Raw genomic sequence first — 26,321 nt, forward strand, 5'->3', positions numbered from 1 at the left:
GCGGTGGTCACCGTCACCGGGCCGGGTGCGGTGGTCGTCGCCACCGGGCACGGTGGGGTGGTCGCCGCCGTGGTGGCGTCGGTCGTCGATGGGGATGGGGCCGCCGGGCCGGTTGCGGTGGTCGTCGTCACCCGGCTGCGTGCGGTGGTCACCGTCACCGGGCCGGGTGCGGTGGTCGTCGCCACCGGGCACGGTGGGGTGGTCGCCGCCGTGGTGGCGTCGGTCGTCGATGGGGATGGGGCCGCCGGGCCGGTTGCGGTGGTCGTCGCCACCCGGCTGCGTGCGGTGGTCACCGTCGCCCGGCCGGTCGCGGTGGTCACCGTCGCGGCGGTGGTCGCCGTCGCCGGGCCGGTTGCGGTGGTCGCCGTCGTGGCGGTGGTCGCGACCGGGCCGGCTGCGCTGGTCGCCGCGGCCCAGCCAGTCGCGGAGGTCGCGGCTGCCCATCCAGTCGCGGACGTCGCGCCGGTGGTCGCGGGCGTGGCGGCCCCAGGACTCGCTGTCGACGAGCCGGCCCCACGCGTCGCGCAGCGTCGCGGTGTCCTCGTTGTCCCACACGTAGGTACGGCGGTCCTGGTAGACGTCGGAGAAGGTGTCGCGGCCGACGCCGGAGTGGACGCGCACGGTCGCGCCGGCCGCCAGCCGGCGGTGGCGGAAGACGTAGGTACGGCCGTCCTCGTCCGACAGTCTCCAGCCGTCCAGGTTCACGGCCTGGCGGGAGTCGTTGGTGAGGGCCACCCACTCGCCGTTCAGGGAGCGGTTGGAGCCGTCGTCCCGGCCGGGGGAGTCGTACTGCACGGCGCTGATGAAGACCGAGCGGTGGTGCTGGGCCGGGTGACCGGCGGCCGAGGCCGGGAGCGCCATGGCGCCGACAGCGGCGCCCGCGACGACGGCGACGGCGGTCGCACGGCGGACGGAGGGGGAGACGGTCACGAGGATCCTCCAAGGAAGGAGTCCGGCGCACCCCCGGGCCTGCGAGGGTCAGGCCGTCGCAGGCCCGGGGGTGCGTGATACCAGTGGCGGCCGGCCGGCCGCGCACCCGCACACTGCCAACCCGCCCCCGCCGCCACTCGTCCGGTACGCCGTGTATTACCGTTCCGGGATATTTTCGTTACGGTCACATGCACTATCCATTTATCGCCCGAATACTACCTATTGACCTACTATCAGGCGTTCAGGTCGCGGCCGCGCCGGGATCCGCGCTTCCCGGCGGCCCCGCGGCAGCCCGCCCGCCGCCGCGGCATCACCCGGAAGTGAGTAACAGACCGCACCCCCGCCGGGGGTGAGGCACCGGGTGCGCCACGGCGGAAGAACATCCGAAAATGACGTCCCGCCCGCCGCTCCCGCCCCTTACAGTGCCCCGGGGAATTCACGGGGAGGGGGCGCTCTCATGCGCAAGGGAGTCAAGGCCGCCGTCGTCGGCGGTGTGGTCGTGGTGCTGGTGGGCGGGGCCGGGTACGGCGCGTTCAACGTGGTGTCCGCGCTGAGCGGGGGCGGCGGGCTCGGCGGCCCGGCGCCGGTGCGGACCGGGCCGCCCAGCGGGGACGAGGTCGAGGACACCGCCGGGAAGTTCTTCGCCGCCTGGGAGAAGGGGCAGGCGGCGACGGCGGCCTCGTACACCAACTACCCAGAGGCCGCAGGGGCGTTGCTGACCGCGTACGGCGGGGACGCGCACCTCGCCCAGGTGCGGATCACGCCCGGCGCGGCCTCGGGCGCCACCGTCCCGTTCTCGGTGAGGGCCACCGTGTCCTACGGCGGGAAGTCGGAGCCGCTGGCGTACGACAGCCGGCTGACGGTGGTCCGCGGCACCAGCACCCACCGTCCGCTGGTCGACTGGCAGCCCTCCGTGGTGCACCCCGACCTGAAGAAGGGGGACACCCTCGTCACCGGCCCCTCGGCCGCGCCGCCGATCGAGGCCGTGGACCGCAACGGCACCGTCCTGACCAAGGACGACTACCCGTCCCTCGGCCCGATCCTGGACGCGCTGCGCGCCAAGTACGGGGACACGGCCGGCGGCACGCCCCCGGTCGAGCTGAGCATCCGGCACGAGGACACCGACGCCGCCGAGACCCCGCTGCTCACACTCGCCAAGGGCCGCGCGGGCAGGCTGACCACGACGATCAGCGCCCGGGCGCAGGCCGCGGCGGAGCAGGCGGTGCAGCGGTACGCCGAGTCGTCGGTCGTCGCCGTCCAGCCCTCCACGGGCGAGGTCCTCGCGGTGGCCAACCACCGCGACGACGGCTTCAACGCGGCGTTCCTCGGCCGCCTCGCGCCCGGCTCCACCATGAAGATCATCAGCGCGGCCACCCTCATCGACTCCGGGATCACCACCGCGAGCGGACCCGCGCCCTGCCCGGACCAGGCGGTCTGGCAGAGCGAGACCTTCCACAACCTCCGGGGCATGACCGCCGACGAGCACGCCACCCTCGCCGACAGCTTCGCGCGCTCCTGCAACACCGCGTTCGTGAAGTACGCCGACTCGGTCCGGGTGGACTCGCTGACCCGGGAGGCCGAGCGGCGCTTCGGGCTCGGCCGGGACGACTGGAAGGTCGGCATCCCGTCGTACGACGGCTCGGTGCCCGCCTCCGGCGGCCCGGACACCGCGGCCAACCTCATCGGCCAGGGCGAGGTCCAGATGAGCCCGCTGGACATGGCGTCGGTGACGGCGACCGCGGCGACCGGCCGGTTCCGCCAGCCCGTCATCGTCCCGGCCGCCCTCGACGACCGCGAACTGGCACGTGCGGACGGCCTGCCGGCGGGCACGGTCGCCCAGCTGCGGCAGATGATGCGCCGCACCGCCACCAGCGGCACGGCGGCTCCGGCGATGTCGGGGCTGTCCGGCAGCATCGGCGCGAAGACCGGCTCCGCGGAGGTCGACGGCCAGGCGCGGTCCAACAGCTGGTTCACCGGCTACCGCAACGACGCGGCCGCCGCCGCCATGACCCAGGAGGGCGGCCACGGCGGCGACGCGGCCGGCCCGATCGTGGCGGCCGTCCTCCGCGCGGCCGGCTGACGGGGCCGGACTCCGCGGGCTCTCACGGGAGTTGCCCGGTCCGGCGCACCGTGCCGGACCGGTCGCCGGGCCGCGGGCCAATGTCGCAGCTCTGCTACGGGACCGGCCGCCGGTCCCGTTCTCCCGTGCGGGACCCTAGGCTGGTCGCCGTCGTTGGCAGCATGAGGCGGTGAGGGGGGCGGGGGCCCCGGAGAGACGCGGAGGAGCACAGGGCAGTGGGCAAGAGGAGACGCGCCGTCGAACGGCGCGCGACAGCGAAACCCGCCGTGCTCGGCGGCATGATCGCCGTGGTCGTGTGCGGCGCGGGCTTCGCCGTCCATGCGCTCTACGGCGGCGGCACGACCGGCGGCCACACCCGCTCGGCCGCCGGAGCCGACGACCACAAGGCGGTGAAGACCGGCCCCCTGTCGGCGGCCGAGGTGCAGACCACCGCCGAGCGCTTCCTCTCCGCCTGGCAGCGCGGCGGCACGGCCGAGGCGGCCGCCGCCACGAACGACGCGGCCGCCGCCACGTCCCTGCTCGGCGGGTACGCCAAGGACGCCCACCTGGAGCACGTCACGCTGACCGAGGGCACCCCCGCCGGGGCGAAGGTGCCCTTCGCCGTGAAGGCGACGGTGGCGTACAAGGGCCTGAGCCGGCCGCTTGCCTACGACAGCGCGCTGACCGTCGTGCGGCGCCCCGCCGACGGCCGTCCGGTCGTCGACTGGCACGCCTCCGTGGTCCATCCCGAACTGCGCGACGGCGACACCCTGGAGACCGGCGAGTCCGGCAACCCGCCGATCCGGGCCCTGGACCGGGACGGCAGGGAGCTGACCACGGCCGCGTACCCGTCGCTGGGGCCGGTGCTCGACGGACTGCGCGAGAAGTACGGCCGGAGCGCGGGCGGCCGGGCGGGCGTCGAACTGCGCGTGGTCCGCGGCAAGGCGTCGACGGCGGCCAAGTACTCCGACAAGACCCTGGCCACGCTGAGCAGGGGCACGCCGGGCACGGTGCACACCACGCTGGACCCCGCGCTGCAGGCTACGGCGGAGAAGAAGGTGGCCGCGCAGGACAAGGCCTCGGTGGTGGTGATACGCCCGTCGACCGGGGAGATCCTGGCGGTCGCGAACACCGGCCACGGTTTCAACACCGCGTTCCAGGGTTCCCTGGCCCCCGGCTCCACGATGAAGGTCATCACCTCGTCGCTGCTGATCGAGAAGCGGCTGGCCTCGCCGGACAAGCCGCACCCGTGCCCGAAGACCTTCACGTACGGCGGCTGGAAGTTCCACAACGACAACAACTTCGAGATCAAGGACGGCACGTTCAAGGCCAGTTTCGCCCGGTCCTGCAACACCGCCTTCATCAGCCAGGCCGGGAAGCTGAAGGACCCCGACCTGACCCGGCAGGCCCAGGAGGTGTTCGGGCTGTCGATGAACGACTGGGCGATCGGGGTGCCGTCCTTCGACGGTGCGGTGCCGGTGCAGAGCGCGGCGCAGATGGCAGCCTCGCTGATCGGCCAGGGCGGGGTCCGCATGAACCCGCTGAACATGGCGTCGGTGGCGTCGACGGTGCGGGCGGGCACCTTCCACCAGCCCTACCTGGTCTCCCCCAAGGCCGACGGCCGCACGCTGGCCACGGCGTCCCGGAAGATGTCCGCGTCCACCCTGTCCGACCTGCGCGAGCTGATGCAGTACACCGCTTCCTCGGGCACGGCCGCCCAGGCCATGGCCGGGCTCGGCCCGGACTTCGGGGCGAAGACCGGCTCGGCGGAGGTCGACGGGCAGAAGAAGCCCAACGGCTGGTTCACGGCGTACCGCGGGGACCTCGCCGCCGCCGGTGTCGTGCAGGCCGGCGGCCACGGCGGCGACACGGCGGGCCCGATCGTGGCCGCCCTGCTCAAGCAGGGGGCCTGAGCAGGGGCACAAGCCCGGGCGCGGAGCCCGAGCGGGGCACCCCGGCGCCGGGCGCAGGGAGTTCAGCGGTGCCCGACGGGCTCCACGGCGGCGGCCATGTAGGTGCGCCGCAGAAATCTGATCAGCGTCTTCATCTCGAGCTGGACCACGGAGACGCCCTGCGAGGAGTGGAACTCCACCACGGCCTGGACCCGGCCGCACGGCCAGACCCGGACCTCGCCGGTGCCGGTCGGGACGCGCAGCCCCTGCTCCAGGAGCGCCCGGGGGAAGGTCCACTCGCGGCCCCCGGGGAGACCGACTCTGACGGATCGGGGGTCGGCATCGGCGTCGTAGCGCAGGACCACCGGGACGGCACCGAGGTCGTCCTGCATGTCGTCGTCCGTGAGGATGTGTGCGCGTGCGTACTGTTCGACCACCGGCATCGGACGACCCTTTCACGCTGGGTAACGTAGGCGAAAGCCGTACGTCCGCTTCCTCTCCAATGTGCCATATTTTCCGGATCGCGCCCCTTGACAAGGGCGTCAACGTCACCGACATGGCGATCGTCACGACCGTCGTGTCGTACGCCGTCTTCCGGGGCCTGGTGAAGGTGCTGCCGCGGCGCCGCAGCTCGGTCACGGCCGCCTCCTTCGCCGCCGCCCTCCTGTCCGTCCCGGCCGCCGTCGTCGCCTTCACGCTGATGTACGCGCTCGGCGGCACGACCGACGTGCCGATCGGCAGGGTCGCCACCGCCATGATCGGCGTCCACGCGCTCATCGGCCTGGGCGAGGCCGTCATCACCGCGCTGACCGTCGGCGCCGTCGTCGCCGTCCGCCCGGACCTGGTGCACGGGGCGCGCGGGCTGCGGCAGCGCCTGCGGCTGCGGGTCGGCGGCGAGCTGGTCGACGCCCCGGCCGCGGAGCCGGCCCCGGCCGCCGCCCTGGAGGGGGTGGGCATGCAGGACTTCGCCGACCGCCCGCCGCACCACCTGCCCTTCGGCCAGCGCCGCCGGGTGGCGGTGGCGACCGTACTGGCCATGGAGCCGGAGATCCTGGTCCTGGACGAGCCCTCCTCCAACCTGGACCCGGCCTCGCGCCGCGAACTGGCCGACATCCTGCGGTCGCTGGACGTGACCGTCCTGATGGTCACGCACGACCTGCCGTACGCGCTGGAGCTGTGCCCGCGCCCGCTGGTGCTGAGCGACGGCGTGATCGCCGCCGACGGCCCGACCGGCACCCTGCTCTGCGACGAGGAGCTGATGCGCGCCCACCGTCTGGAGCTGCCCTTCGGCTTCGACCCGCGATCCGTGACAATGGGCGCGTGACGAACCAGCCCGACGGCGAGGCGGAGACCGGACCGCCGCTCCTGGACCGCCAGTTGTGCTTCGCGCTGTACGCGGCGCAGCGGGCGGTGACGGCCGCGTACCGGCCGGTGCTGGAGGAGCTGGGCCTCACCTATCCCCAGTACCTGGTGCTGCTGGTGCTGTGGGAGCGCGGTGAGACGACGGTGAAGGACCTGGCCGCCGCACTGCGCCTGGACTACGGCACCGTGTCGCCGCTGCTGAAGCGGCTCCAGTCGGCGGGGCTGGTGCGCCGGGAGCGGTCCGCCCGCGACGAGCGCTCCGTGCTGGTCGCGGTCACCGGGCGCGGCGAGGAGATGCGGGAGCGGGCGGCACGGGTGCCGCGGGCGCTGCTGGAGGCGACGGAGCTGGACGAGGCCGGGGCCGAAGGCCTGCGCCGGGAGCTGTGGCGGCTCGCCGAGCGCGCGGGCCGGGCGGCGGACCGCGCCCGCTGAGCACCGCCCGCACCACGGGCCCCTGCAGGACCGCACTCCCGTACCCATCAGTATCTTGTGCGCAATACACTTGTGCACTCCTGTATGGCCGTCGTCCGTCATGCCTGCCCCGGGGAGGTCCCGCCGTGCCCGAAGACGCCACCGACACCCGACCGACGAAGATCATGTACGTCGCCGAGGCCACCGCGCACGGCGGCCGGGACGGCTTCGTCACCAGCCAGGACGGCCGGATCGACCTCCAGGTCGCGATGCCTCCGGAGCTCGGCGGCGACGGCTCCGGCACCAACCCCGAGCAGCTGTTCGCGGCCGGGTACAGCTCCTGCTTCCACAACGCGCTGATCCTCGCCGGCCAACGCTCCGGGTACGACCTGGCCGGATCCACCGTCGCCGCGAAGGTCGGCATCGGCCCCAACCGGCACCGCGGCTACGGCCTCGCGGTCGCCCTGAGCGTCTCCCTCCCGGTCCTGGACCCCGACCTCGCGGCGCGTCTGGTCGACGAGGCCCACGAGATCTGCCCCTACTCCAACGCCACCCGCGGCAACATCGATGTAACGATCGTGCTCGGCTAGCGCGACCCAGGAATCGCAGGCCGGACACCCTTGTTGCATTCGATGCCATAGTCAGGAGTGCGAGGCCGTCCGCGAGCGGGGCGGTGCGGGCGAGACGGAGAGGAACACGGGCGTGGACGTGGACGTGCACGGCACGGTGGCCGAGGGCTTCGAGCCGGTCCGGGACGCGTTCGCGGCGAACTTCGCCGCGCGCGGCGACCGGGGCGCGGCGGTCGCCGTGTACCGGGACGGGCACCGCGTCGTCGACCTGTGGGGCGGCACCCGTGACATCGACGGCACCGCCCCGTGGGAGCGCGGCACCGCCCAGATCGTGCGCTCGGCGACCAAGGGCGTGGCCGCGGCGGGCCTCCTGCTGCTGCACCAGCGCGGGGAGCTGGACCTGGACGCGCCCGTGGGCGCGTACTGGCCCGAGTACAAGGCGGCGGGCAAGGAGCGGACCCGGGTCCGCGACCTGCTCGCCCACCGCGCGGGCGTGCCGGTGCTGGACCGGCCCCTGACACCCGAGCAGGCCGCGGACCCGCTGCGCGGCGCCGAGGCCGTGGCCGCCCAGGCGCCGGTGTGGGAGCCGGGCACCGGTCACGGCTACCACGCGCAGACCTACAGCTGGCTCACCGGCGAGCTGGTGCGGCGGGTCACCGGCCGCCCCGTCGGCGCGTGGATCGCCGACGAGATCGCCGGGCCGGCGGGGGCGGACCTGTGGGTCGGGCTGCCGCCGGGTGAGGCCCACCGCGCGGGCCGGGTCGGCCGAATCGCCGACCCGGAACCGGCGGGCGGGCTGAAGGTCCGGCCCAAGCGGTCGGTGGCCGAGACGTACGCCGACCCCGCGTCGGTGACCAACCGGGCGTTCGCGGCGATCAGCCCGCTGCCGGACGAGAACGACCCCGCCTACCGGGCCGCGTCCCTGCCCGCGTCCAACGGCGTCGCCACCGCCGACGGGCTGGCCCGCTGCTACGCCGCCCTCATCGGCGAGGTCGACGGCGGTACCCGCCTCTTCACCCCGGAGACGGTGACGCTGGCCCGCACCGAGCAGTCCGCCGGTCCGGACCGCGTCCTCGTGGTCGGCACCCGCTTCGGACTCGGCCACATGCTGCACGGCGGCGCCTCGCCCCTGCTGGCACCGGGCTCCTTCGGCCACCCGGGCCGGGGCGGTGCCCTCGGCTTCGCCGACCCGGAGTCGGGCGTGGCCTTCGGCTACGTCACCAACGGCTTCCGCACGAGCGTCACCGCGGACCCGAGGGCGCAGGCGCTGGTGCGGGCGGTGCGCACGGCCCTCACGGCATCGCCGGTCGCCTGACGCCCACCGTCCACCGCCCGACCGCCGTCCACCGCCGAACGCCCGCCGCCGAACGTCTGCCGTCCGCCGCAGGACGCCCGCCGGGGCGGAGGACGGCGCACGCGTCCCCCGGCCCGCGCCGGGGCGCACCGCGCCGCCCCGGGCCGGACGGGCCGGACGGGCCGTAACCGGACGCGCCCGGGCGCCGGGAGCGTCCGGGTGCCTCAGGCGTGGATCGGGTGCGACATGCGTCCCGACATCTGGTCGATCTCGCCGTGCGCCTTGTCCAGGAGGGCCATGGCGATCTCGTTGAGGGCCCGCGCGCCCGCGATCTCCTCGCCGACCCGCGGCTGGTTCTCGTCGGTGCGGTGCCGGCTGGCGCGGCCGTGCCCCCGCACCTCAGTCCCGTCGGGCAGGCGGACCAGTGCCGCGGCCCGCGTGTGCTGGTCGTCCTCCTGGAACTCCAGCTCCACGTGCCATCCCACAGCGGTGTGCATCATGACGGTCACCTCCGGAACATCTGCTTCCAGGGTGCTCCTCGGCAGGCCCGCCCGCACCCACGGACGCTGCTCAACCCGGGTGCAGCATCAGCCCGATGCCGGCGACGACCGGCCCGGCCGCCGCGATGCGCGGAGCGCCGAGCCGCTCCTTGAAGAACACCGCGCCGATCAGCGCCCCGACGATGATCGAGGACTCCCGCAGCGCCGCGACCGGCGCGAGGTCGGCCCGGGTCTGCGCCCAGAGCGCGAGCGCGTACGCCGTCACCGACAGCACCGCGCCGAGCATCCCGAGCGCGGCGAACGGCCCGAGCGCCGCCGCCGTCCCGCCGCGCAGGCGCACGAGCGCGTACGCGGGGATCACGGCGCCCTGGAGCACCATCAGCCAGGCGATCTGTCCGAGCGGCGATCCCGCCATGCACACGCCGAGTCCGTCGACGACCGTGTACGCGGCGATGGACAGGCCGGTCGCGCAGGCCGCGCCGAGCGCCGCCCACGGGGCCGGCGGCCGCGCAGGCCCCACAGGGCGACGCCGGTCAGCCCGGCGCAGGACACCGCGACCCCGGCGGCGGCCCAGCCGCCGGGCACCTCGTGGGCGAGGACGGCGGCGAGCACGGTGACGAGGAGCGCGGCGGTGCCGCGGGCGAGCGGGTGGACCTGCCCGAAGTCGCCCAGCCGGGAGGACGTCATCAGCAGCGCGAAGTACACGACGTGCAGGGCCGCGGAGCCGGCCAGGTACGGCCACGCGGGGGCGGCCGGAGCGGCGGTGAACGGTGCCATGGCCAGACCGACGAGCAGGCCGACGCCCGCGATCAGCGTGAAGGCGGCGAGCTTGTCGGTGATCCGGTGCGCGAGGGCGTTCCAGCCGGCGTGGGTGACGGCGGCCAGCAGCACGGCCGCGACGACGACCGGCGTCACCGGGCGCCCCCGCCCACGCACCCCGCCGACCGGGCCCCCGCCCCGTCATCGGCCCCCGCACCCGGCCCGCTCCCGCCGTCATCATGCCCGGCAGGCCAACGGCCTCCCCGCCCGCCCGGCAGCACGCCCCGCCCCGTGGACGCGACCGGCCGGTGAGGACGCGCCCCTCCGTGCGAAGGGGCGCGTCCTCACCGGCCGCGGTGCGGGGGTCGCGGGTCAGAGGCGGGCCGGCTCGGGAGTGCCGGCGGGGACCGCGGGCGCCGGGGAGAGCCGGCGCAGGCCCTCGCCCTCGACGTCCACGTCGGGCAGGGCGCGGTCGAGCCAGGCCGGGAGCCACCAGGCGCGGCGGCCGAGCAGGGCGAGGACCGCGGGGACCAGTGCCATCCGCACGACGAAGGCGTCGAAGAGGACCGCGACGGCCAGGCCGAAGCCGATCATCTTCACCATGGCCTCGCTGGAGCCGATGAAGCCGGAGAAGACGGCGATCATGATGATCGCGGCCGCGGTCACCACCCGGGCGCCGTGCCGGAAGCCGGTCACCACGGCCTGCCCGGGGTTCTCCCCGTGCACGTACGCCTCCCGCATCCGCGTCACGAGGAACACCTCGTAGTCCATCGCGAGGCCGAAGACCACGCCCACCATGAAGATCGGCATCATCGACATCACGGGGCCGGTCTGCTCGACGCCGAGCGGGCCGGACAGCAGGCCCCACTGGAACACCGCGACGACCGCGCCGAGCGCGGCCATGACGCTGAGCAGGAAGCCGAGGGCCGCCTTCAGCGGGACCAGGACCGAGCGGAAGACCACGATCAGCAGCAGGAAGGCCAGGCCCACCACCAGCGCCAGGTACGGCACCAGCGCGTCGTCGAGCTTCTGCGAGACGTCGATGTTCATCGCCGTGGAGCCGGTGACGAGGATCCTCGCGTCGGTGCGGGCGGTGATGCCGTCGCCCGCGGCGCGGAGGGAGTGGACCAGGTCCTCGGTCGTGGCCGAGGACGGCTCGGAGTCCGGGATCACGGTGACGATCGCGGTGTTCCCGGCCCGGTTGGGCTGGGCGGGGGCGACGCCGGCGACGTCCCCGAGCCCCCTGACCTCGTCGGTCACCTGGGTGAAGGCCGCCTCGGGGTCGGCGCTGCGCCGGGCGTCCACGACCACCGTCAGCGGCCCGTTGAAGCCGGGGCCGAAGCCCTCGGAGAGCAGGTCGTAGGCGCGCCGCTGGGTGGTGGACACCGGCTGGGACCCGTCGTCGGGCAGGCCCAGCCGGAGGGAGGCGGCCGGGACGGCGGCGGCGCCGAGGCCGACCACGCCGAGCAGCAGCACCGCGACGGGGCGGCGGACGACGAAGCTCGCCCAGCGCGTGCCCATGTTCGGCCGGGCGGGCCGGCCGTCGGTGCGCCCGCCGCCGAGGAGCCGGCTCCGCCCGCCCGCCGGGCGGACCCTGCGGCCGGCGTAGCCGAGCAGGGCGGGGATCATCGTCAGGGCGATGAGGACGGCGACGACGACGGTCCCGGCCGCGGCGACGCCCATCTTGGTCAGCATCGGGATGTTCACGACCGACAGGCCGACCAGTGCGATCACCACGGTCAGTCCGGCGAAGACGACGGCGGAGCCGGCGGTGCCGACGGCCCGTCCGGCGGCCTCCTCGCGCTCGCGGCCCTCGGCGAGCTCGGCGCGGTAGCGGGAGACGATGAACAGGGCGTAGTCGATGCCGACCGCCAGGCCGATCATCGAGGCCAGGGTGGAGGTGGTGGAGCCGAGGTCGAGGGCCCGGGCGAGCGCGGCGATCGTGGAGACGCCGATGCCGACGCCGACGAGCGCGGTCAGCAGCGGCAGGCCCGCCGCGAGGAGCGAGCCGAAGGTGACGACGAGGACGACGGCCGCGATGCCGATGCCGACGACCTCCGTGGCACCGGTCTCGGGCGCGGCGGTGAGCGCGTCGCCGCCGACCTCCACGGTCAGTCCGGAGGCGCGGGCGTCCTGCGCGGCCTTCTTCAGCGCGGTGCGGGAGGAGTCCTCCAGCGCCATGCCGGAGACCTTGTAGCGCACGGAGGCGTAGGCGACGGTGCCGTCCCGGCTGACCGCCCGCGCGCCGTACGGGTCGGCGACGGAGGCGACCTCGGGGCCGTGGGACAGCCGCGCGACCGTCTTCTCGACGACCGCGCGGGGCGCGGCGTCCGTCATCCGCTCACCGGCCGGCGCCTTGAAGACGACGCGTGCGGTCGCCCCTTCGGCGCTGGTCCCGGGGAAGCGCTGTTCCAGCAGGTCGAAGGCGCGCTGGGCCTCGGTTCCCGGGATGGAGAAGGAGGTGTTGCCCGCGGGGGGCGCGCCGGCGGCGCCGACGCCGGCGAGCGTCAGCAGCGCCACCCAGATCAGGGCGACGACGTGCCGCCGCCGGAAGGCGAACCGGCCGAGCCGGTAGAGGATCGTGGCCACGTGGACGTACTCCCGGTCAGGTCGTGGGGTCTTCAGGGCAGGGGGTATCGGCCCGACGACGAGGGGGAGACCGCCCGTGCCGCGGGGGCCGGGGGTGGGGAGGTCGCGTCAGGTGGTGCGGTGAGCGGGTGGGTCAGGGGGTGGGGACGCCGAGTGCGGGGAGCACCACGGCGTCGACGTAGGACGTGACGAAGGCCCGGGTCGGCGGCTGCTCGTCGAGCAGCGCCCTGGTGACGAATCCGCCGACGAGCATGTGCAGCAGGAAGTCCAGCGCGGGGCAGTCCGCACGGACCTCGCCCCGGTCGACGGCGCGTTGCAGCATCCGCCGGAACTCCGTCATCTCCGGTTCCACGAGGTGCTCGCGGAACGCCTGGCGCAGGTCCGGGTTGTGGTGCATCGCCATGGCCACACCCCGCATCAGCGCGGAGTGGCGCTCCATGGTGCAGTCGTCGTCCTGTGCCACGAGGGCGTGCAGGTCGCCGCGGAGCGTGCCGGTGTCGATCTCGCCGATCCTGCCGGGCTTGCCGTGCCGGATGGCCCGGACGACCAGTTCGGCCTTGCCGCCCCACTGGCGGTAGAGCGTGGCCTTGCTGGACCGGGTGCGGGCGGCGACGGCGTCCATGGTGAGGGCGTCGTAGCCGACCTCGCGGAGCAGGTCGAGGACGGCCTCGTAGAGCTCGGCCTCGCGTTCGGGCGTGATCCGGCTGCGGCGCGTCGACGCGGCCTCGGTCATCCCGCCCGCCTTCCCTCTCCGAACGACACGGTTTCGTACAGGTCGAATGTAGCGCAGGCCTCTAAAGAAACGAAACCGTTTCGTACGTGTCGTGGGTCACGCCCACCGTCCTCCCACGAGTTGCTGCGCCCCCTCCCCCGGAAAAGCATGGTGAGGTGAGCTATCTGCACCTGCCGCACCTCAGCGGCGAACTGCTCTGCTTCGTGGCCGAGGACGACCTGTGGCTCGCGCCGCTGGACGGGTCGGCCCGCGCCTGGCGGCTCACCGTGGACCGCACCAAGGCCGGCCACCCCCGCTTCTCCCCCGACGGCAGCGAGATCGCGTACACGAGCTGGCGCAGCCTGGTGCCCGAGATCCACGTGGTGCCGGTGGACGGCGGCCCCGGCCGGCAACTGACGTACTGGGGCAGCGCCGACACCCAGGTCTGCGGGTGGACCCCGCCGGACGGGCAGGGGCGCAGCGACATCCTCGCCGTCGCCTCCCACGGCCAGCCCTTCTCCTACTTCACCTGGGCCCACCAGGTCTCCACCGACGGCGATCCCGGCCGCAAACTCCCCTGGGGCCCGGTCGCCGACCTCCAGATCGCCGACGCCGAGGGCGCGGGCGAGCACCGCACTCTGCTGCTCACCGGCACACCGCCGCACGAGCCCGCGTCCTGGAAGCGCTACCGGGGCGGCGCCACGGGCCGGCTGTGGCTGAACGGCCGGCAACTGCTCCCCGACCTCGACGGGCACCTGCACTCCCCGCTCCTGATCGGCGGGCGGGTCGCCTTCCTCTCCGACCACGAGGGCATCGGCAACCTCTACTCGTGCGCCTACGACGGCACCGACCTGCGCCGCCACACCGACCACGACGCCTTCTACGCCCGGCACGCCTCCAGCGACGGCACGCGGGTGGTGTACCAGTGCGCGGGCGACCTGTGGATCGTCGACGACCTGTCGCCGGACGGGGTCCCGCGCCGCCTGGACGTGCGGCTGAGCGGCGCACAGGCCGGCCGCCGCCCCTACCAGGTGCCGGCCGCGCAGAACGTCGACGGCCTCTCCGTCGACGAGACCGGCCGGGCCTGCGCCGTCGTGGTGCGCGGCTCGCTGTACTGGCTGACCCACCGCGACGGCCCCGCGCGCACCCTCGGCGACACCCCCGGCGTCCGGGTCCGGCTGCCCGAGATGCTCGGCGGCACCGGGCAGGTCGCCTACGTCACCGACGCCGAGGGCGAGGACGCGGTGGAGATCGCCCGGCTGCCGCGCGCCACCGGCGAGAGCGCGCCGCGCCGGCTGGCCGCGGGCGCGCTGGGCCGCGCCCTGGAGATGGTCTCCGACCCCGAGGGCGAGCGGCTGGCCCTCGCCTCCCACGACGGCCGCCTGCTGCTGCTCGACGTGCCCGAGGAGGACGCCGGTGACGGTCACGGCGGCCCGGGACCGTCGGGCCCGGGCGACGGTACGGACGGCGAGGGCGCCACCGGGGACGGCGAGGGCGCCACCGGGGGCGGCACGGTCACCGAACTGGTCCGCTCCGTCAACGGCCCGGTCCGCGACCTCGCCTTCTCCCCGGACGGCGCCTGGCTGACCTGGTCGCACCCCGGCATCGGCCGCTCGCTGCGGCAGATCAGGATGGCCCGCATCAAGGACCGGCAGGTCGTCGACGTCACCGACGGCCGCTTCGAGGACGAGAACCCGGTGTTCACCCGGGACGGGCGCTACCTGGCCTTCCTGTCCTGGCGCGGCTTCGACCCGGTGTACGACGTGCACACCGGGGACCTGTCCTTCCCGCTCGGCTGCAAGCCCTACCTGGTCCCGCTCTCCTCCGCCACCCCCTCCCCGTTCGCCCTGACCCCGGAGGGCCGTCCCGCCGCGGGCGGCCTGGACCCGGTGGAGAACGGCGGCGAGGGCGGCGCCGTGACCGTGGAGGTGGAGGGCCTGGAGAGCCGGGTCACCCCGTTCCCGGTCGCCGCCTCCAAGTACTCGGCGCTGCAACCGGTCGCAGGCGGTGGGCTGGTGTGGCTGCGGTGGCCGATCTCCGGCGCGCTCGGCGAGACCTTCGCCAACCCCGACGACACCACCGGCCGTCCCACGCTGGAGCACTTCAACCTCACCAAGGCGAAGAAGTCCGACCTGGTCGGGCATCTGGACTGGTTCGCGGTGAGCGGCGACGGCACCCGGCTGGTCGTGGTCGACGAGGGCGACCTGCGCGCGGTGCCGTCCACGGAGCTGGGCGACAGCGACTCCACGACCTGGATCGACCTCCGCAGGATCCTGCACGTGGTCGACCCGGCCGCCGAGTGGCGGCAGGCGTTCGAGGAGGCGGGCCGGCTGATCCGCGCCTACTTCTGGGACCCGGGCATGTGCGGGGTGGACTGGGACGGCGTGCTCGCCCAGTACCGGCCGCTGGTCGAACGGGTCGCCTCCCCCGACGAGTTCGCCGACCTGCTGCGCGAGGTGCTGGGCGAGCTGTGCACCTCCCACGCCTACGTCGCCGCCGCCCGCCGCAACGAGGGCCCGCCGCACTACCAGCGCCACCAGGGGCTGCTCGGCGCCGACCTGGTCCGGCGGGACGAGGGCTGGACGGTCCGGCGCATCCTGCCCGGCGACTCCTCCGACTCCCGGGCCCGTTCACCGCTGGCGGGCACCGGTGTCCGCGAGGGCGCGGTGCTGACCCACGTGGACGGCCGGCCGGTGGACCCGACGACCGGCCCGTACCCGCTGCTCGCGGGGGCGGGCGGGACGACGGTGGAGCTGACCTTCGCGCCCGCCCGCGGTGACGGTCCCCGGCCGCCGCGCCGCATCGCCGTGGTCCCCCTCGTCGACGAGCGGCCGCTGCGCTACCAGCACTGGGTGGCCCGGCGCCGGGCGGTGGTGCGGGAGCTGAGCGGCGGCCACTGCGGCTACCTGCACATCCCCGACATGGGCGGCTCGGGCTGGGCGCAGTTCAACCGCGACCTGCGCCGGGAGATGTCCCGGCCCGCTCTGATCGTCGACGTCCGCGGCAACGCCGGCGGGCACATCAGCGAACTGGTCGTGGAGAAGCTCACCCGCACGATCCTCGGCTGGGACCTGACCCGTGACGCCGAGCCGGTGTCGTACGCCTCCAACGCGCCGCGCGGCCCCATCGTGGCGCTCGCCGACGAGGCGACGTCGTCCGACGGCGACATGATCACGGCGGCGATCAAGCTGCTCAAGCTGGGTCCGGTGGTCGGCCGGCGCACCTGGGGCGGGGTGGTCGGCATGACCGGCCGGCACCGCCTGGGCGACGGCACGGTGATCACGGTCCCGATGAACGCGGCCTGGTTCGACGCCTACGGCTGGTCCGTGGAGAACCACGGCGTCGCCCCGGACCTGGAGATCACACGCACCCCCCTGGACTGGGCCGAGGGCCGCCACGCCCAGCTGGACGACGCGGTCGAACTGGCCCTGGAACTCCTGGCGACCAACCCTCCGGCGACCCCGCCGGACCGCCTCGACGTCCCCCGGCACACCCGGCCCGAGCTGCCCCCGCGCCCGTAGCGGCACGGCCCGGCGCCACCGGACAGGCGCTGCACCACCGGGCACCGCACGGCACGGCACGTACGGCTCGGCAGTGCCCACGGCGCGGACGTGGGGTGCCCCGAACTCACTGGGGCACCCCACGCGTTCACGGCCGGGGCCGAGCGCAGCGACTAGGCGTCGTGGTCCTGGTCGAAGCGGTCCTCCATCTCGTCCCGCGTGTTCTCCATGCCCTGGCGGGCACGGTCACGCGGCTGGGAGGAGCGCTCGCGCTGCTGCTGGCCGGTGTGCTGCCCCGGGTGCTGGCCCGGGTGCTGGCCCGTCTTCTCGCGGGTCTCGCGGGTCTCGCCGGCCTTCTGCCTGCCCTGCTGCATCTGCTCGGCCTGGTCCTGGAACTTGTCCTTCATGCCCATGCGTGTTCACTCCCAAAGTGGGTGAGGGGATCGGGCTCGACCAGATTCACACGGCCCGTGACCCTGCGCATGTCGATCAGTCACGCACCGTAGCGCGCTCCTGTTCGTCGGCCGCGCCACCCGCTCCCACCAGGCCCGTCCGCATGCCCGTCAGCCGGTCGGAGAACCGCCGCATCTCCCGCCGGCCGACCGTGCCGATGACGCCCGGCAGGTAGCCGCGCACCCCCTGCATCCCGCGCAGCCACCACTGCCCGTACACGTGACCGGAGCGCCGCTCGATGCCGGCCACGATCCGGTCCACGGCCGGGCCGAGCGGGTAGGTCTTGTTGGACGGCCACGGCAGCCGCTGCCTCAACTCCCGCATGACGTCGTCCTGATCGGCCCCGCGCACCATGTCCGTGTCCGTCCACGACAGGTAGGCGACGCCCACCCGCACACCCCGGTGGCCGACTTCGGCCCGCAGGCTGTGCGCGTACGCCTCGACGCCCGACTTGGACGCGCAGTACGCCGTCATCATCGGCGCCGGGGTGATCGCGGCGAGCGAGGCGACCTGGAGCAGGTAGCCGCGGCTCTCGGTGAGCACCGGCAGGAACGCCCGGCCCGTCACGGCCGACCCGATGAGGTTGACCTCGATGACCCGCCGCCAGGACTCCGGGTCGGAGTCGGCGAACGGACCGCCGTTCGCCACACCGGCGTTGGCGACCACGATGTCGACCTTCCCGAAGCGCTCCTTCACCTCGGCGGCGACCCGGCTCATCGCCTCGTGGTCGGTCACGTCGGCGTGCCAGTGGGCGCTGTCCCCGTGCAGCCGCTCGGACACCTGCTTGAGCGCGTCCGGCTCCAGCCCGACGAGCGCGACGCGCGCGCCGCGGGCGGACAGCTTGCGCGCGAGCAGCTCGCCGACGCCCCGTGCGGCGCCGGTGACGACCGCGACCTGCCCCTCCAGACTCACCCTGCTCATGCACCCTCCTTGATCGTTGCGTCGTCGCCGTGCCGCGGGCCGTCCGCCGGCGCATGGACGGTGACCAGTTCCCGGATCCTCGCGGTGACCAGCTCGGGAGCCTCCACCGGGGTCATGTGCCCGAGCCCGGGCAGCTCGGTCAGTCCGGCGCACCGCGGGAGCGCCGCCGCCAGCGCCCGCGCGTGCACCACCGGGGTCATCCGGTCGGCGGTGCCCGCGATCACCGCGGTCGGCACCTCCAACTCCGCGACACCGTGGTCGAGATCGAGCCCGTTCAGCACCTGCGACCAGGCGTGCCGCACCCGGCGCGGGCAGGCGTGCACGATCCGCGCGCACGCCTCCACCATGTGCGGGGCGGAACCGGCGCCCATCGTCGCGTACTTGAGGATCCGCCGGGCGGCCGGCGTGACCGGCCCGAGCGGCGCGCGGGAGCCGAGGACCCGCCCGGTCAGCCAGGTCCGCAGCCGTCCGGCGCGGATCGGCACGACGGTCGACTCGGCGACCAGCCGCGAACTGCCGGTGCTGCACAGCAGGACGGCGGCCGCGTGCGCGCGGAAGCGGGGCCGGGCGGCCGCGGCCATCACGGTCATGCCGCCCATGGAGTGCCCGACGATCACGGCCCTCCGGCCCGGTTCCAGGGTCGCCGCGAGCACCGCCTCCAGGTCGTCGGCGAGGGCGTCGGTGCTGCACGCCGCGCTCGCCGGGCTGCGGCCGTGACCGCGCTGGTCGTAGGCGACGACCCGGTGGTCCGCGGCGAGGTCGCGGATCTGCGCGGCCCAGAAGGCGGTCGAGCAGGTCCATCCGTGGGAGAACACGACGACCGGGGTGTCCGGGGCGTCCGGGTCGCTCTCGGGTCCGTGCACCTCCACGTGCAGCCGGGCGCCGTCGGCGGACACGGCGGTGAGGGTGCGGGCGGGCACGGGCGGCGCGTACGGGCCTGCGGCCACGGGGGTCGGACGGCTCACGCCTCCACCTCCGCGGGCTGCTGCGGGGTGCCGTCCGCGGCCGCACCGGCGGCGGATCCCGCCGTGCGCGGCGCGGTCGCCCCGTGGCCGTCCTCCGCGGCCGGGGACCGCAGCACCCGGTACTCGCCCAGGTCCACCCGGCGGGTGGCCCGGCGGAACTCCGCCGTGGTGCCCGGCCAGACGGTGGTGTTGCGGCCGCGCGCGTCCAGGTACCAGCTGGTGCAGCCGCCGGTGGTCCACACGGTGCGCTTCATGCGCTCCTGCACGAAGTCGTTCCAGGCGTCCACGGCCTCGGGGCGGGCGTCGAGGGCGACCCGGCCGCCGAGCACGTTCAACTGGCGCAGGAAGTTCGCCATGTAGTTCAGCTGCGACTCGATCATGAGGATCATCGAGGAGTTGCCGAGGCCGGTGTTCGGCCCGATGATCGTCATCCAGTTCGGGAAGCCCGCGGCGGAGGCGCCGCGCAGGGCCTCCATGCCGCCCTTCCAGGTCTCCGCCAGGGTGCGGCCGTCCGCCCCGACGACCCGCTCGGCGATCGGCATGTCGGTCACGTGGAAGCCGGTCCCGAAGATGATCACGTCGGCCTCGGCCTCGCTGCCGTCGGCACCGACCAGGGTCGAGCCCCGCACCTCGGTGAGCCCGGCGGCCACGACGTCCACGTTCGGCCGGGCCAGGGCCGGATAGTAGGTGTTCGACAGCAGGATCCGCTTGCAGCCGATGCGGTAGTCCGGGGTCAGCTTGGCGCGCAGCGCCGGGTCCTTGACGGCGCGGGTCATGTTGCGCCGGGCCAGCCGCTCGACGATGCCCAGCTCGTTCGGACGCTTGGTGAACGCCTGGACCTGGAGCTCCCGGATGCCCCACAGCAGTCCGCGGCGCGCCTGCGCGGTGAAGGGCAGCGCCCGGTGCAGCCGGCGCTCCAGGCCGCTGATCTCGCGGTCCACCCGCGGCATGACCCACGGAGGGGTCCGCTGGAAGAGGGTGAGCTTCGCCACGTCGGGCTGGACGGCGGGCACGATCTGGATGGCGGAGGCGCCGGTGCCGATCATGGCGACCCGCTTGCCCCGCAGGTCGAGTCCGTGGTCCCAGCGGGCGGAGTGGAAGACCTTCCCGGGGAAGGTCTCCAGGCCCTTCACCGCGGGGAGCCTCGGGTCGGACAGCGGGCCGGTCGCGGAGACCACGGCGTCGGCGGAGAGCCGTCCGGCGGCGGTCTCGATGTCCCAGCACAGCCGCTCGGCGTTCCAGGTCATCCGTGTGACCTCGGCGTGGAAGCGCAGGTGCGGGCGGAGCCCGAAGACGTCCGCGACGTGCTCCAGGTAGGCGCGGATGTGCTCCTGCCCGGAGAAGGTGCGCGGCCAGTCCGGGTTGGGCGCGAAGGAGAAGGAGTAGAGGTGGGACGGCACGTCGCAGGCACATCCCGGATAGCTGTTGTCGCGCCAGGTGCCGCCGACGCTGTCCGAGCGTTCCAGGACGACGAAGTCGGTGATCCCCTCGCGGCGCAGGCGTACGGCCGCGCCGAGCCCGCCGAACCCGGACCCGATCACCGCCACCCGCACATGCTCGTGTTCGGCCATTGCGCGCCCCTCCATGCCTCGCGTTGCCCGTAGGCGGCCGCGCCGGACGCACCGGCCCCGCCGACTCTGCCAGTGAACACTGGCGCAGTGGGAGCGTAGAGGAGGTCCGTACCGAGCGGTAGGGGGCGGGACAAGGAAAGTTACCGGCGGTACAACATAGGGTGCCGGTGTGGCAGACGACGGTGGACGACGCGAGTACCGCATGGAGGAGCTGGCCCGGCTGGCCGGCATCACGGTGCGCACCCTGCGCTTCTACCGGGAGCGCAAGCTGATCCCGCCGCCCCGCCGCGAGGGCCGCATCGCCTGGTACGACGACCACCACCTGGCCAGGCTGCGCACCATCTCCGCCCTGCTGGAGCGCGGCCACACCCTCAACGGCATCGCCGAGCTGGCGGAGGCCTTCGACCACGGCCGGGACGTCGGCGACCTGCTCGGCGTCGGCGGCCCCACCGAGGAGACCCCGGTCCGCCTGACCCCGGAGGAACTCGCCGACCGCTTCGCCGGCGAGGTCACCGCGGAGAACCTCGCGGCCGCCATGGACCTCGGCTACCTCGGCACCGACGGCGACGAGATCGTGCACGTCAGCCGTCGTCTGCTCGACGTCTCCGCCGCCCTGGTCCGCGAGGGCATCCCCCTCGCCGAGGTCCTCGCCGCCGGCAAACGCGTCCGCGACCACGCCGACGCCCTCGCCGCCCTCTTCACCGACCTCGTCACCCGCCACGCCCCCGAGGAGGAGCTCCACCGGCTCCGCCCCCTGGCCAAGAGCGTGGTGGAGGCGGAACTGTCGATGGCCCTGGACCGGTACCTCGGCGGGCGGGACAGCGGGCGGGACCGGACGGCTCAGCGGTCGTAGACGACCGTCACCGGGGCGTGGTCCGACCAGCGCTCCGCGTGCGTGGCCGCCCGCTCCACGAACGCCTTGACCGCCGTGGCCGCCAGCCCCGGCGTCGCCGCCTGGTAGTCGATCCTCCACCCCGTGTCGTTGTCGAAGGCGCGCCCCCGGTAGGACCACCAGCTGTACGGGCCCTCGGTGTCCGGGTGCAGGGCGCGGACCACGTCGACGTAGCCGCCGTCGGCCGGGGCGAGGACCCGGGAGAGCCAGTCGCGCTCCTCGGGGAGGAAGCCGGAGTTCTTGGTGTTGCCGCGCCAGTTCTTCAGGTCGGCCTGCTGGTGGGCGATGTTCCAGTCGCCGCAGACGAGCACCTCGCGCCCGTCGGCAGCGGCCCGCTCCCGCAGTTCCTTCAGATGGGCGAGGAACTCGCCCATGAAGCGGACCTTCTCGTCCTGCCGCTCGGTGCCGACCTCGCCGGAGGGCAGGTAGAGGCTGGCCACCGTGAGGCCGGGCAGGTCGGCCTCGACGTAGCGGCCGCTGCCGTCGAACTCGGCGGAGCCGAAGCCCACCCGGACGCGGTCGGGCTCACGGCGGGTGCAGAGGGAGACGCCCGCGCGGCCCTTGGCGGCGGCCGGGGCGTGCACGACGTGCCAGCCCTCGGGCGCGCGGACGGGCTCGGGCAGCTGGTGCGGCTCGGCCCGCACCTCCTGCAGGCAGAGCACGTCGGCGTCCGTCGCCGCGAGCCACTCCACGAAGCCCTTCTTCGCGGCGGCCCGCAGTCCGTTCACATTGGCGGTCGTCACAGTGAGCATCCCGGCACCTTACCGGCACACTGGACGGGGTCTCGTCCGAGACGGCCCACCTGTCCGCCCCCGCAGTGATCTACGGTTCCCCCATGATTCTCCGCCCCGTTCCCTTCGACCACCCCGACGCCGTGAAGCTCAACGACGAGGTACAGGCCGAGTACCACGTGCGCTACGGCGACGGCGGCGACGCCACGCAGCTGGACCCGGCGGACTTCCGGCCGCCGAACGGCCTGTACCTGATCGCCTACGACGTGGACGGCACCCCCGTCGCGACGGGCGGCTGGCGCGGCCGGGACGCGAACGCGGAGGGCAACGAGGACGGCGACGCGGAGCTGAAGCGGATGTTCGTGGTGGCGCAGATGCGCGGCCGCGGCCTGGCCCGGCGCATCCTCGCCGCGCTGGAGGACGACGCCCGCGCCGCGGGCCGCGTCCGGATGGTCCTGGAGACGGGCGACCAGCAGCCGGAGGCCGTCGCCCTGTACGGCTCCTGCGGCTACGAGCCGTGCGTCAAGTTCGGCTACTACCGGGAGTACGACTCGAGCATCTGCCTCGCCAAGCGGCTGTAGCCGGCCAAGTACGCGTCGGTCCCCGCCCGTTGTCCCGGCGGGGGCCCCGCCGGGAGCGCGGAGGGCGCTCGGGGGCATGTGGCCGGGGCGGCGGTGGACGGCGCCGCGGAGGGTGCCGCAAAAAAGTCGGAGCCCGATCGGTGATACCGATCGGGCTCCGAGCTGCGTGGACCTGAGGGGATTTGAACCCCTGGCCCCCTCGATGCGAACGAGGTGCGCTACCGGACTGCGCCACAGGCCCTTGCAACGAGTGAAACTCTAGCATCCCCGCGCGGGTGGTTGGAAATCCGCTCCCCGCCAGGTCAGCGGGCGGGGAGCGGCGGATGCCGCCCGCCGCCGGGCCGCCCTCCTGCTACTCGTTGGCGGCCCGCGGACGGCCCCCGTCCTCGTACTGGTCGAAGAGCGGCGTCCGGCCGCGCTCGCGGGAGCGGCGGGCGGAGGCGGCGCGGCGGGCGTCCGTGCGTCCGGCGTCCGCGGCGTCCTCCGGCTGCTCCGCGGGCTCGCCCGGCTCGCGCGCCTCGTCGTCCCCGGCGGCGGCCACCGCGTCCGGCTCCGGCAGGGCCGAGCCTGAGCGGGCCGAGCTCCAGGTGCCGGGGGCGCCGAGGTCCACCTCGGAGGTGGCGCGGGGAGCGACCGGCGCGGTCACGTACGTCGGCAGCGGCACGGGCACCGGGTCCCAGCTGTCCCCTTGCCCGGGGCGGCGCTCGCGCTGCTGGTCGAGCCACTCGGCGTGGTCGGTCTGCTCGACGAGGGCGCGCCGGTCGGCTGCGAGGCTGGACAGTTCCGGGTCGGCCTCCGCTTCGGGTCCGGCGTCCGCCTCGTGCGTCTCCTGCTCCGCGGCGGCACGGCGGCGCGGAGGGCGCTCGCGCAGCCGCTGTGCGGCGGCCTCCGCCTGCCGGCGGTCCATGTGGAAGGCGAAGCGGCGCCGCTCCTGCGACCGCAGGTACACGATGTACCCGCTGAGCAGGAGGGCGGGCACGCCGGGTGCCCACAGGAAGGCCAGGCCGCCCACGGCCGCGACGATCGCGCCGGCGGTGAAGGCGAGGAAGAGCATGACGGTGGTGCGCCGGCGGCGTGCGAGGACCTTGGTGCGCCGGGCGCGTGCTGCGGCCGCCTCCGAGCCGGGGGCCCGCCGGGCGGCGGGCACGCGGGTGCGGCCGCGCGCGTCGCCGGGTGCGGGTGCCGTCGCGGTGGACCGGGCCGCGGGGGCGGCCGGCTCGGCGCCCGGGACGGTGGACCGGGCGGCCGGGGCCGCGGGTCTCGCCGCAGCGCGGGACACGCGGTCGCGGGCCGGTTCCGGGGAGGGCTCCTGGCTGCGGGCCGGCGGCACGGCGAAGGCCCGGACGTCCACCGAGTCGGTGATGCCGTCCGGTTCACCGGCGTCGGGCTCCCCCGTCCCGGAGGAACGCGCCCGCAGGTCCTTGGCGTACCGGCGCTCCATTCCCGCCCGTCCGGACAGCAGCCGGATGGCGGTGCTGAAGCGTTCCGTCGGACGAGCCTCGTTCAGCTCGTCCTGCCTACGGAGCCACATGGGCACCAAGTAGGCGGCCCAGGCCCCGACGATGACTGCGTAGATGAGGCCGCTGCTGCTCACGTCTCACACGGTAGAGGGGTTTGCATGAGGCCATCCGCCAATTGGGCCGGTGTGTCGCACGATCTGGCTGATATTTCGAACTTTTTTTGTGATCGATGCGATCACCGGGCCGTCAAGGCCGGGAATTCCCGGCATCCAAGACGGTCATCGAGGGATCGAGAGGGATCAATTTCGAACAGATATTCAATTTCCGGGGTGTGCGGGATTCCCGCCGGTCGTCCTGCGGGTCCCGGTCGTGGTGTCGTGGGTCCGCTGTGCCCGGTTGCGCCGCCAGCGGGACAGCAGTCCGTCGGGGACCTCCTCCGCGGTGAGCGCGAAGACCAGATGGTCCCGCCAGGCCCCGTCGATGTGGAGATAACGCGGCCGCAGCCCCTCCTCGCGGAATCCGAGTTTCTCCACCACCCGACGGCTCGGCCCGTTCTCCGGGCGAATGCAGACCTCGATGCGGTGCAGGCCGACGGTGCGGAAACAGTGGTCGACGACGAGGGCCACCGCGGTCGGCATCACCCCGCGTCCGGCGACCGACTGGTCCACCCAGTAGCCGACGTGGCCCGAGCACATCGAGCCCCAGGTGATCCCGGCGACCGTCAACTGCCCCACCAGGCGCCCCTGGTACTCGATGACGAACGGCAGCATCCGGCCGGCGTGCGCCTCCGACCTGAGGTGGCGGACCATCTGCCGGTACGTCGGCCGGTGCGCGATCGGGCCGCTGGGCGTGGGCGGCGGGATCGTCGCCTCCCAGGGCCGCAGCCAGTCCCGGTTGCGCCGGTTGACCTCGCGCCAGGCCCGCTGGTCGCGCAGCTTTATCGGCCGCAGGACGACATCGCCCTCGGCGAGCACGACGGGCCAGGATGGGCTGTTCAGCGCGCACCCCCTGGACGTCCGGGACGGTCGCCGCCGTGGGGACCGGCGACCGGCCCGGGGTGGTCCCCGCCGCGGAGCTGGTCGACGGCGTGCCCCAACAGGGGTTCGAGGACGGCCAGTCCGTCCTTCACCCCGCCGGTGGAGCCGGGCAGGTTGACGATCAGGGTGCGGCCGGCGACGCCCGCCAGGCCCCGGGAGAGCGCCGCGGTCGGCACCTTCTCCCGGCCGAAGGCCCGCACGGCCTCGGCGATGCCCGGCACCTCGTGGTCGATGACGCGGCGGGTCGCCTCGGGGGTCCGGTCGGTGGGCGAGATGCCGGTGCCGCCGGTGGTGACCACGACGTCGTACCCGGCCGTCACGGCGGCGCGCAGCGCCTCCTCCACCGGGTCGCCGTCGGGCACGACCGAGGGTCCGTCGACGGTGAAGCCGAGGGCCCGCAGCCCGTCGGCGATCAGCGGCCCGCCCCGGTCCGCGTAGACGCCCGCGGCGGCGCGGTTGGACGCGGTCACCACCAGGGCGCGGTACGGCGCGGGCGCGGTGCCCGCCTCCGGCTGCTCCTGAGTCATGTCCGGCTCCAGTCGCCCGACTTGCCGCCCGTCTTCTCCTCCACGCGCACGTCCGTGACGACCGCTCCCTTGTCGATCGCCTTGACCATGTCGATCACGGTGAGGGCGGCCACGGAGACCGCCGTGAGCGCCTCCATCTCGACGCCGGTGCGGTCCGTGGTGCGCACCGTGGCGCGGATCTCCACGGCGTCGTCCGCGACCGTCAGGTCCAGTGTCACACCCGACAGCGACAGCGGGTGGCACAGCGGGATCAGGTCCGGGGTGCGCTTGGCGCCCATGATGCCCGCGATCCGGGCGGTCGCGAGGGCGTCGCCCTTGGGGACGCCCTCGCCGCGCAGCAGCTCGACCACGCGGCGCGAGACGAGGACGCGGCCGCTCGCGCGGGCGGTCCGCGCGGTGACGTCCTTGCCGGACACGTCGACCATGCGGGCGGCGCCCGCGTCGTCGAGGTGCGTCAGCCGGTCCTGGGCGGAGGGTCCGGGGGTGTCCCCCCGGGAAGGCACGGTCATGATCGTGTGGCGCTCCCGGTCCGGGCCCGGCGCGGTGCGGTGCGGGCCTGTTGTGCGCGACACGGTACCGCCCGCCGGGGCGGGCGGGCGGAGCCGA

At 74.4% G+C, this 26,321-nt stretch carries 23 protein-coding genes, 1 tRNA gene and 1 pseudogene; 9 read left to right on the forward strand and 16 right to left on the reverse strand.

All coding sequences use genetic code 11. The features are described from left to right. A partial coding sequence (locus P3H78_RS33625) for a lamin tail domain-containing protein (protein ID WP_438828069.1) occupies positions 1 to 930 on the reverse strand: 930 nt, incomplete at its 3' end. Between the two features lie 457 nt (positions 931 to 1,387). Here P3H78_RS33625 and P3H78_RS30140 point away from each other — a divergent pair. Both P3H78_RS30140 and P3H78_RS30145 read left to right on the forward strand, forming a co-directional pair. Beyond that, complete coding sequence (locus P3H78_RS30140; protein WP_276112352.1) at positions 1,388 to 3,010, forward strand: penicillin-binding transpeptidase domain-containing protein; 1,623 nt, start codon at positions 1,388 to 1,390, stop codon at positions 3,008 to 3,010. A gap of 215 nt (positions 3,011 to 3,225) precedes the next feature. After that, the gene (locus P3H78_RS30145) at positions 3,226 to 4,902 is read left to right on the forward strand and encodes a penicillin-binding transpeptidase domain-containing protein (RefSeq protein WP_276112353.1); all 1,677 of its coding nucleotides are present in this window, start codon (positions 3,226 to 3,228) and stop codon (positions 4,900 to 4,902) included. 62 nt (positions 4,903 to 4,964) lie between these two features. Here the strand turns inward: P3H78_RS30145 and P3H78_RS30150 are convergent, their stop codons facing one another. Further along, positions 4,965 to 5,324: an SsgA family sporulation/cell division regulator gene (locus tag P3H78_RS30150; protein ID WP_276112354.1), complete on the reverse strand. Its 360-nt coding sequence runs from the start codon at positions 5,322 to 5,324 to the stop codon at positions 4,965 to 4,967. A 59-nt stretch (positions 5,325 to 5,383) separates the two neighbouring features. Here P3H78_RS30150 and P3H78_RS30155 point away from each other — a divergent pair, with 59 nt between their 5' ends. The 4 genes from P3H78_RS30155 (at position 5,384) to P3H78_RS30170 (ending at position 8,538) form a co-directional block, all read left to right on the forward strand. Continuing rightward, positions 5,384 to 6,205, forward strand: coding sequence for an energy-coupling factor ABC transporter permease (locus P3H78_RS30155; protein ID WP_276112355.1), 822 nt, complete (start codon positions 5,384 to 5,386; stop codon positions 6,203 to 6,205). Continuing rightward, positions 6,202 to 6,675, forward strand: coding sequence for a MarR family winged helix-turn-helix transcriptional regulator (locus P3H78_RS30160; RefSeq protein ID WP_276112356.1), 474 nt, complete (start codon positions 6,202 to 6,204; stop codon positions 6,673 to 6,675). Before P3H78_RS30155 ends, P3H78_RS30160 begins: the two co-directional genes overlap by 4 nt. 164 nt (positions 6,676 to 6,839) lie before the next feature. After that, a complete protein-coding gene (locus tag P3H78_RS30165; RefSeq protein ID WP_276112383.1) occupies positions 6,840 to 7,244 on the forward strand; it encodes an organic hydroperoxide resistance protein in 405 nt (134 codons plus the stop codon). A gap of 118 nt (positions 7,245 to 7,362) precedes the next feature. Then, complete coding sequence (locus P3H78_RS30170) at positions 7,363 to 8,538, forward strand: serine hydrolase domain-containing protein (RefSeq protein ID WP_276112384.1); 1,176 nt, start codon at positions 7,363 to 7,365, stop codon at positions 8,536 to 8,538. Positions 8,539 to 8,741: 203 nt separating this feature from the next. Here the strand turns inward: P3H78_RS30170 and P3H78_RS30175 are convergent, their stop codons facing one another. From P3H78_RS30175 to P3H78_RS30190, 4 genes and pseudogenes are all read right to left on the reverse strand, one after another. Then, positions 8,742 to 9,017 (reverse strand): DUF1876 domain-containing protein, encoded by a 276-nt coding sequence (locus tag P3H78_RS30175; RefSeq protein WP_276112357.1) that lies wholly within the window; start codon positions 9,015 to 9,017, stop codon positions 8,742 to 8,744. 70 nt (positions 9,018 to 9,087) lie between these two features. Then, positions 9,088 to 9,932: pseudogene (locus tag P3H78_RS30180) on the reverse strand (EamA family transporter). 216 nt (positions 9,933 to 10,148) lie between these two features. Then, positions 10,149 to 12,365, reverse strand: coding sequence for an MMPL family transporter (locus tag P3H78_RS30185; protein ID WP_276112358.1), 2,217 nt, complete (start codon positions 12,363 to 12,365; stop codon positions 10,149 to 10,151). 133 nt (positions 12,366 to 12,498) lie between these two features. Next, complete coding sequence (locus tag P3H78_RS30190; RefSeq protein ID WP_276112359.1) at positions 12,499 to 13,098, reverse strand: TetR/AcrR family transcriptional regulator; 600 nt, start codon at positions 13,096 to 13,098, stop codon at positions 12,499 to 12,501. Between the two features lie 155 nt (positions 13,099 to 13,253). On the opposite strand from P3H78_RS30190, the gene P3H78_RS30195 reads away from it, so the two are divergent. Beyond that, positions 13,254 to 16,598, forward strand: coding sequence for a S41 family peptidase (locus P3H78_RS30195; protein WP_276112360.1), 3,345 nt, complete (start codon positions 13,254 to 13,256; stop codon positions 16,596 to 16,598). A gap of 152 nt (positions 16,599 to 16,750) precedes the next feature. Here P3H78_RS30195 and P3H78_RS30200 read toward each other — a convergent pair whose 3' ends face one another. From P3H78_RS30200 to P3H78_RS30215, 4 genes are all read right to left on the reverse strand, one after another. Continuing rightward, entirely contained in the window at positions 16,751 to 16,990 is a 240-nt protein-coding gene (locus P3H78_RS30200) for a hypothetical protein (RefSeq protein WP_276112361.1), read from the reverse strand. 76 nt (positions 16,991 to 17,066) lie between these two features. Next, positions 17,067 to 17,951, reverse strand: a complete 885-nt coding sequence (locus P3H78_RS30205; protein WP_276112362.1) for an SDR family oxidoreductase — start codon at positions 17,949 to 17,951, stop codon at positions 17,067 to 17,069. Beyond that, positions 17,948 to 18,916 carry an alpha/beta fold hydrolase gene (locus P3H78_RS30210; RefSeq protein ID WP_276112363.1) on the reverse strand — a complete coding sequence of 323 codons (969 nt, stop codon included), beginning with the start codon at positions 18,914 to 18,916 and terminating at the stop codon, positions 17,948 to 17,950. The genes P3H78_RS30205 and P3H78_RS30210 overlap by 4 nt, the downstream gene beginning before the upstream one ends. Continuing rightward, positions 18,913 to 20,487 carry a flavin-containing monooxygenase gene (locus tag P3H78_RS30215; protein WP_276112364.1) on the reverse strand — a complete coding sequence of 525 codons (1,575 nt, stop codon included), beginning with the start codon at positions 20,485 to 20,487 and terminating at the stop codon, positions 18,913 to 18,915. The genes P3H78_RS30210 and P3H78_RS30215 overlap by 4 nt, the downstream gene beginning before the upstream one ends. A gap of 202 nt (positions 20,488 to 20,689) precedes the next feature. On the opposite strand from P3H78_RS30215, the gene P3H78_RS30220 reads away from it, so the two are divergent. Further along, a complete protein-coding gene (locus P3H78_RS30220) occupies positions 20,690 to 21,340 on the forward strand; it encodes a MerR family transcriptional regulator (protein WP_276112385.1) in 651 nt (216 codons plus the stop codon). Here P3H78_RS30220 and P3H78_RS30225 read toward each other — a convergent pair. Continuing rightward, positions 21,328 to 22,131 (reverse strand): exodeoxyribonuclease III, encoded by an 804-nt coding sequence (locus P3H78_RS30225; RefSeq protein ID WP_276112365.1) that lies wholly within the window; start codon positions 22,129 to 22,131, stop codon positions 21,328 to 21,330. The genes P3H78_RS30220 and P3H78_RS30225 overlap by 13 nt on opposite strands. 83 nt (positions 22,132 to 22,214) lie before the next feature. Between P3H78_RS30225 and P3H78_RS30230 the strand changes: the two genes are divergently transcribed. Continuing rightward, entirely contained in the window at positions 22,215 to 22,691 is a 477-nt protein-coding gene (locus tag P3H78_RS30230; protein WP_276112366.1) for a GNAT family N-acetyltransferase, read from the forward strand. A 167-nt stretch (positions 22,692 to 22,858) separates the two neighbouring features. Here P3H78_RS30230 and P3H78_RS30235 read toward each other — a convergent pair. The 5 genes from P3H78_RS30235 to moaC all read right to left on the reverse strand — a co-directional run bounded on the left by P3H78_RS30235 (position 22,859) and on the right by moaC (position 26,224). After that, positions 22,859 to 22,932, reverse strand: a tRNA-Ala gene (locus tag P3H78_RS30235). Positions 22,933 to 23,043: 111 nt separating this feature from the next. After that, positions 23,044 to 24,285, reverse strand: a complete 1,242-nt coding sequence (gene sepX / locus P3H78_RS30240) for a divisome protein SepX/GlpR (protein ID WP_276112367.1) — start codon at positions 24,283 to 24,285, stop codon at positions 23,044 to 23,046. 183 nt (positions 24,286 to 24,468) lie between these two features. Then, the gene (locus P3H78_RS30245) at positions 24,469 to 25,125 is read right to left on the reverse strand and encodes a GNAT family N-acetyltransferase (protein WP_276112368.1); all 657 of its coding nucleotides are present in this window, start codon (positions 25,123 to 25,125) and stop codon (positions 24,469 to 24,471) included. Positions 25,126 to 25,145: 20 nt separating this feature from the next. After that, positions 25,146 to 25,715 (reverse strand): MogA/MoaB family molybdenum cofactor biosynthesis protein, encoded by a 570-nt coding sequence (locus tag P3H78_RS30250; protein WP_276112369.1) that lies wholly within the window; start codon positions 25,713 to 25,715, stop codon positions 25,146 to 25,148. Then, a complete protein-coding gene (gene moaC, locus P3H78_RS30255) occupies positions 25,712 to 26,224 on the reverse strand; it encodes a cyclic pyranopterin monophosphate synthase MoaC (protein ID WP_276112370.1) in 513 nt (170 codons plus the stop codon). The genes P3H78_RS30250 and moaC overlap by 4 nt, the downstream gene beginning before the upstream one ends. Positions 26,225 to 26,321: the final 97 nt, after the last annotated feature.

The sequence above is a fragment of the Streptomyces tropicalis genome (assembly GCF_029269835.1).
GTDB lineage: Bacteria > Actinomycetota > Actinomycetes > Streptomycetales > Streptomycetaceae > Streptomyces > Streptomyces tropicalis.

Excerpts from the sequence above, each read along its gene's own strand:
- P3H78_RS30150 (WP_276112354.1), bottom strand. The coding sequence starts at position 5,324 with ATGCCGGTGGTCGAACAGTACGCACGCGCACACATCCTCACGGACGAC.
- P3H78_RS30155 (WP_276112355.1), top strand. The coding sequence starts at position 5,384 with ATGTGCCATATTTTCCGGATCGCGCCCCTTGACAAGGGCGTCAACGTC.
- P3H78_RS30200 (WP_276112361.1), bottom strand. The coding sequence starts at position 16,990 with ATGGGCATGAAGGACAAGTTCCAGGACCAGGCCGAGCAGATGCAGCAG.
- P3H78_RS30225 (WP_276112365.1), bottom strand. The coding sequence starts at position 22,131 with ATGCTCACTGTGACGACCGCCAATGTGAACGGACTGCGGGCCGCCGCG.
- P3H78_RS30190 (WP_276112359.1), bottom strand. The coding sequence starts at position 13,098 with ATGACCGAGGCCGCGTCGACGCGCCGCAGCCGGATCACGCCCGAACGC.
- P3H78_RS30175 (WP_276112357.1), bottom strand. The coding sequence starts at position 9,017 with ATGATGCACACCGCTGTGGGATGGCACGTGGAGCTGGAGTTCCAGGAG.
- P3H78_RS30250 (WP_276112369.1), bottom strand. The coding sequence starts at position 25,715 with ATGACTCAGGAGCAGCCGGAGGCGGGCACCGCGCCCGCGCCGTACCGC.
- P3H78_RS30215 (WP_276112364.1), bottom strand. The coding sequence starts at position 20,487 with ATGGCCGAACACGAGCATGTGCGGGTGGCGGTGATCGGGTCCGGGTTC.
- P3H78_RS30205 (WP_276112362.1), bottom strand. The coding sequence starts at position 17,951 with ATGAGCAGGGTGAGTCTGGAGGGGCAGGTCGCGGTCGTCACCGGCGCC.
- P3H78_RS30140 (WP_276112352.1), top strand. The coding sequence starts at position 1,388 with ATGCGCAAGGGAGTCAAGGCCGCCGTCGTCGGCGGTGTGGTCGTGGTG.
- P3H78_RS30220 (WP_276112385.1), top strand. The coding sequence starts at position 20,690 with ATGGAGGAGCTGGCCCGGCTGGCCGGCATCACGGTGCGCACCCTGCGC.
- moaC (WP_276112370.1), bottom strand. The coding sequence starts at position 26,224 with ATGACCGTGCCTTCCCGGGGGGACACCCCCGGACCCTCCGCCCAGGAC.
- P3H78_RS30230 (WP_276112366.1), top strand. The coding sequence starts at position 22,215 with ATGATTCTCCGCCCCGTTCCCTTCGACCACCCCGACGCCGTGAAGCTC.
- P3H78_RS30165 (WP_276112383.1), top strand. The coding sequence starts at position 6,840 with ATGTACGTCGCCGAGGCCACCGCGCACGGCGGCCGGGACGGCTTCGTC.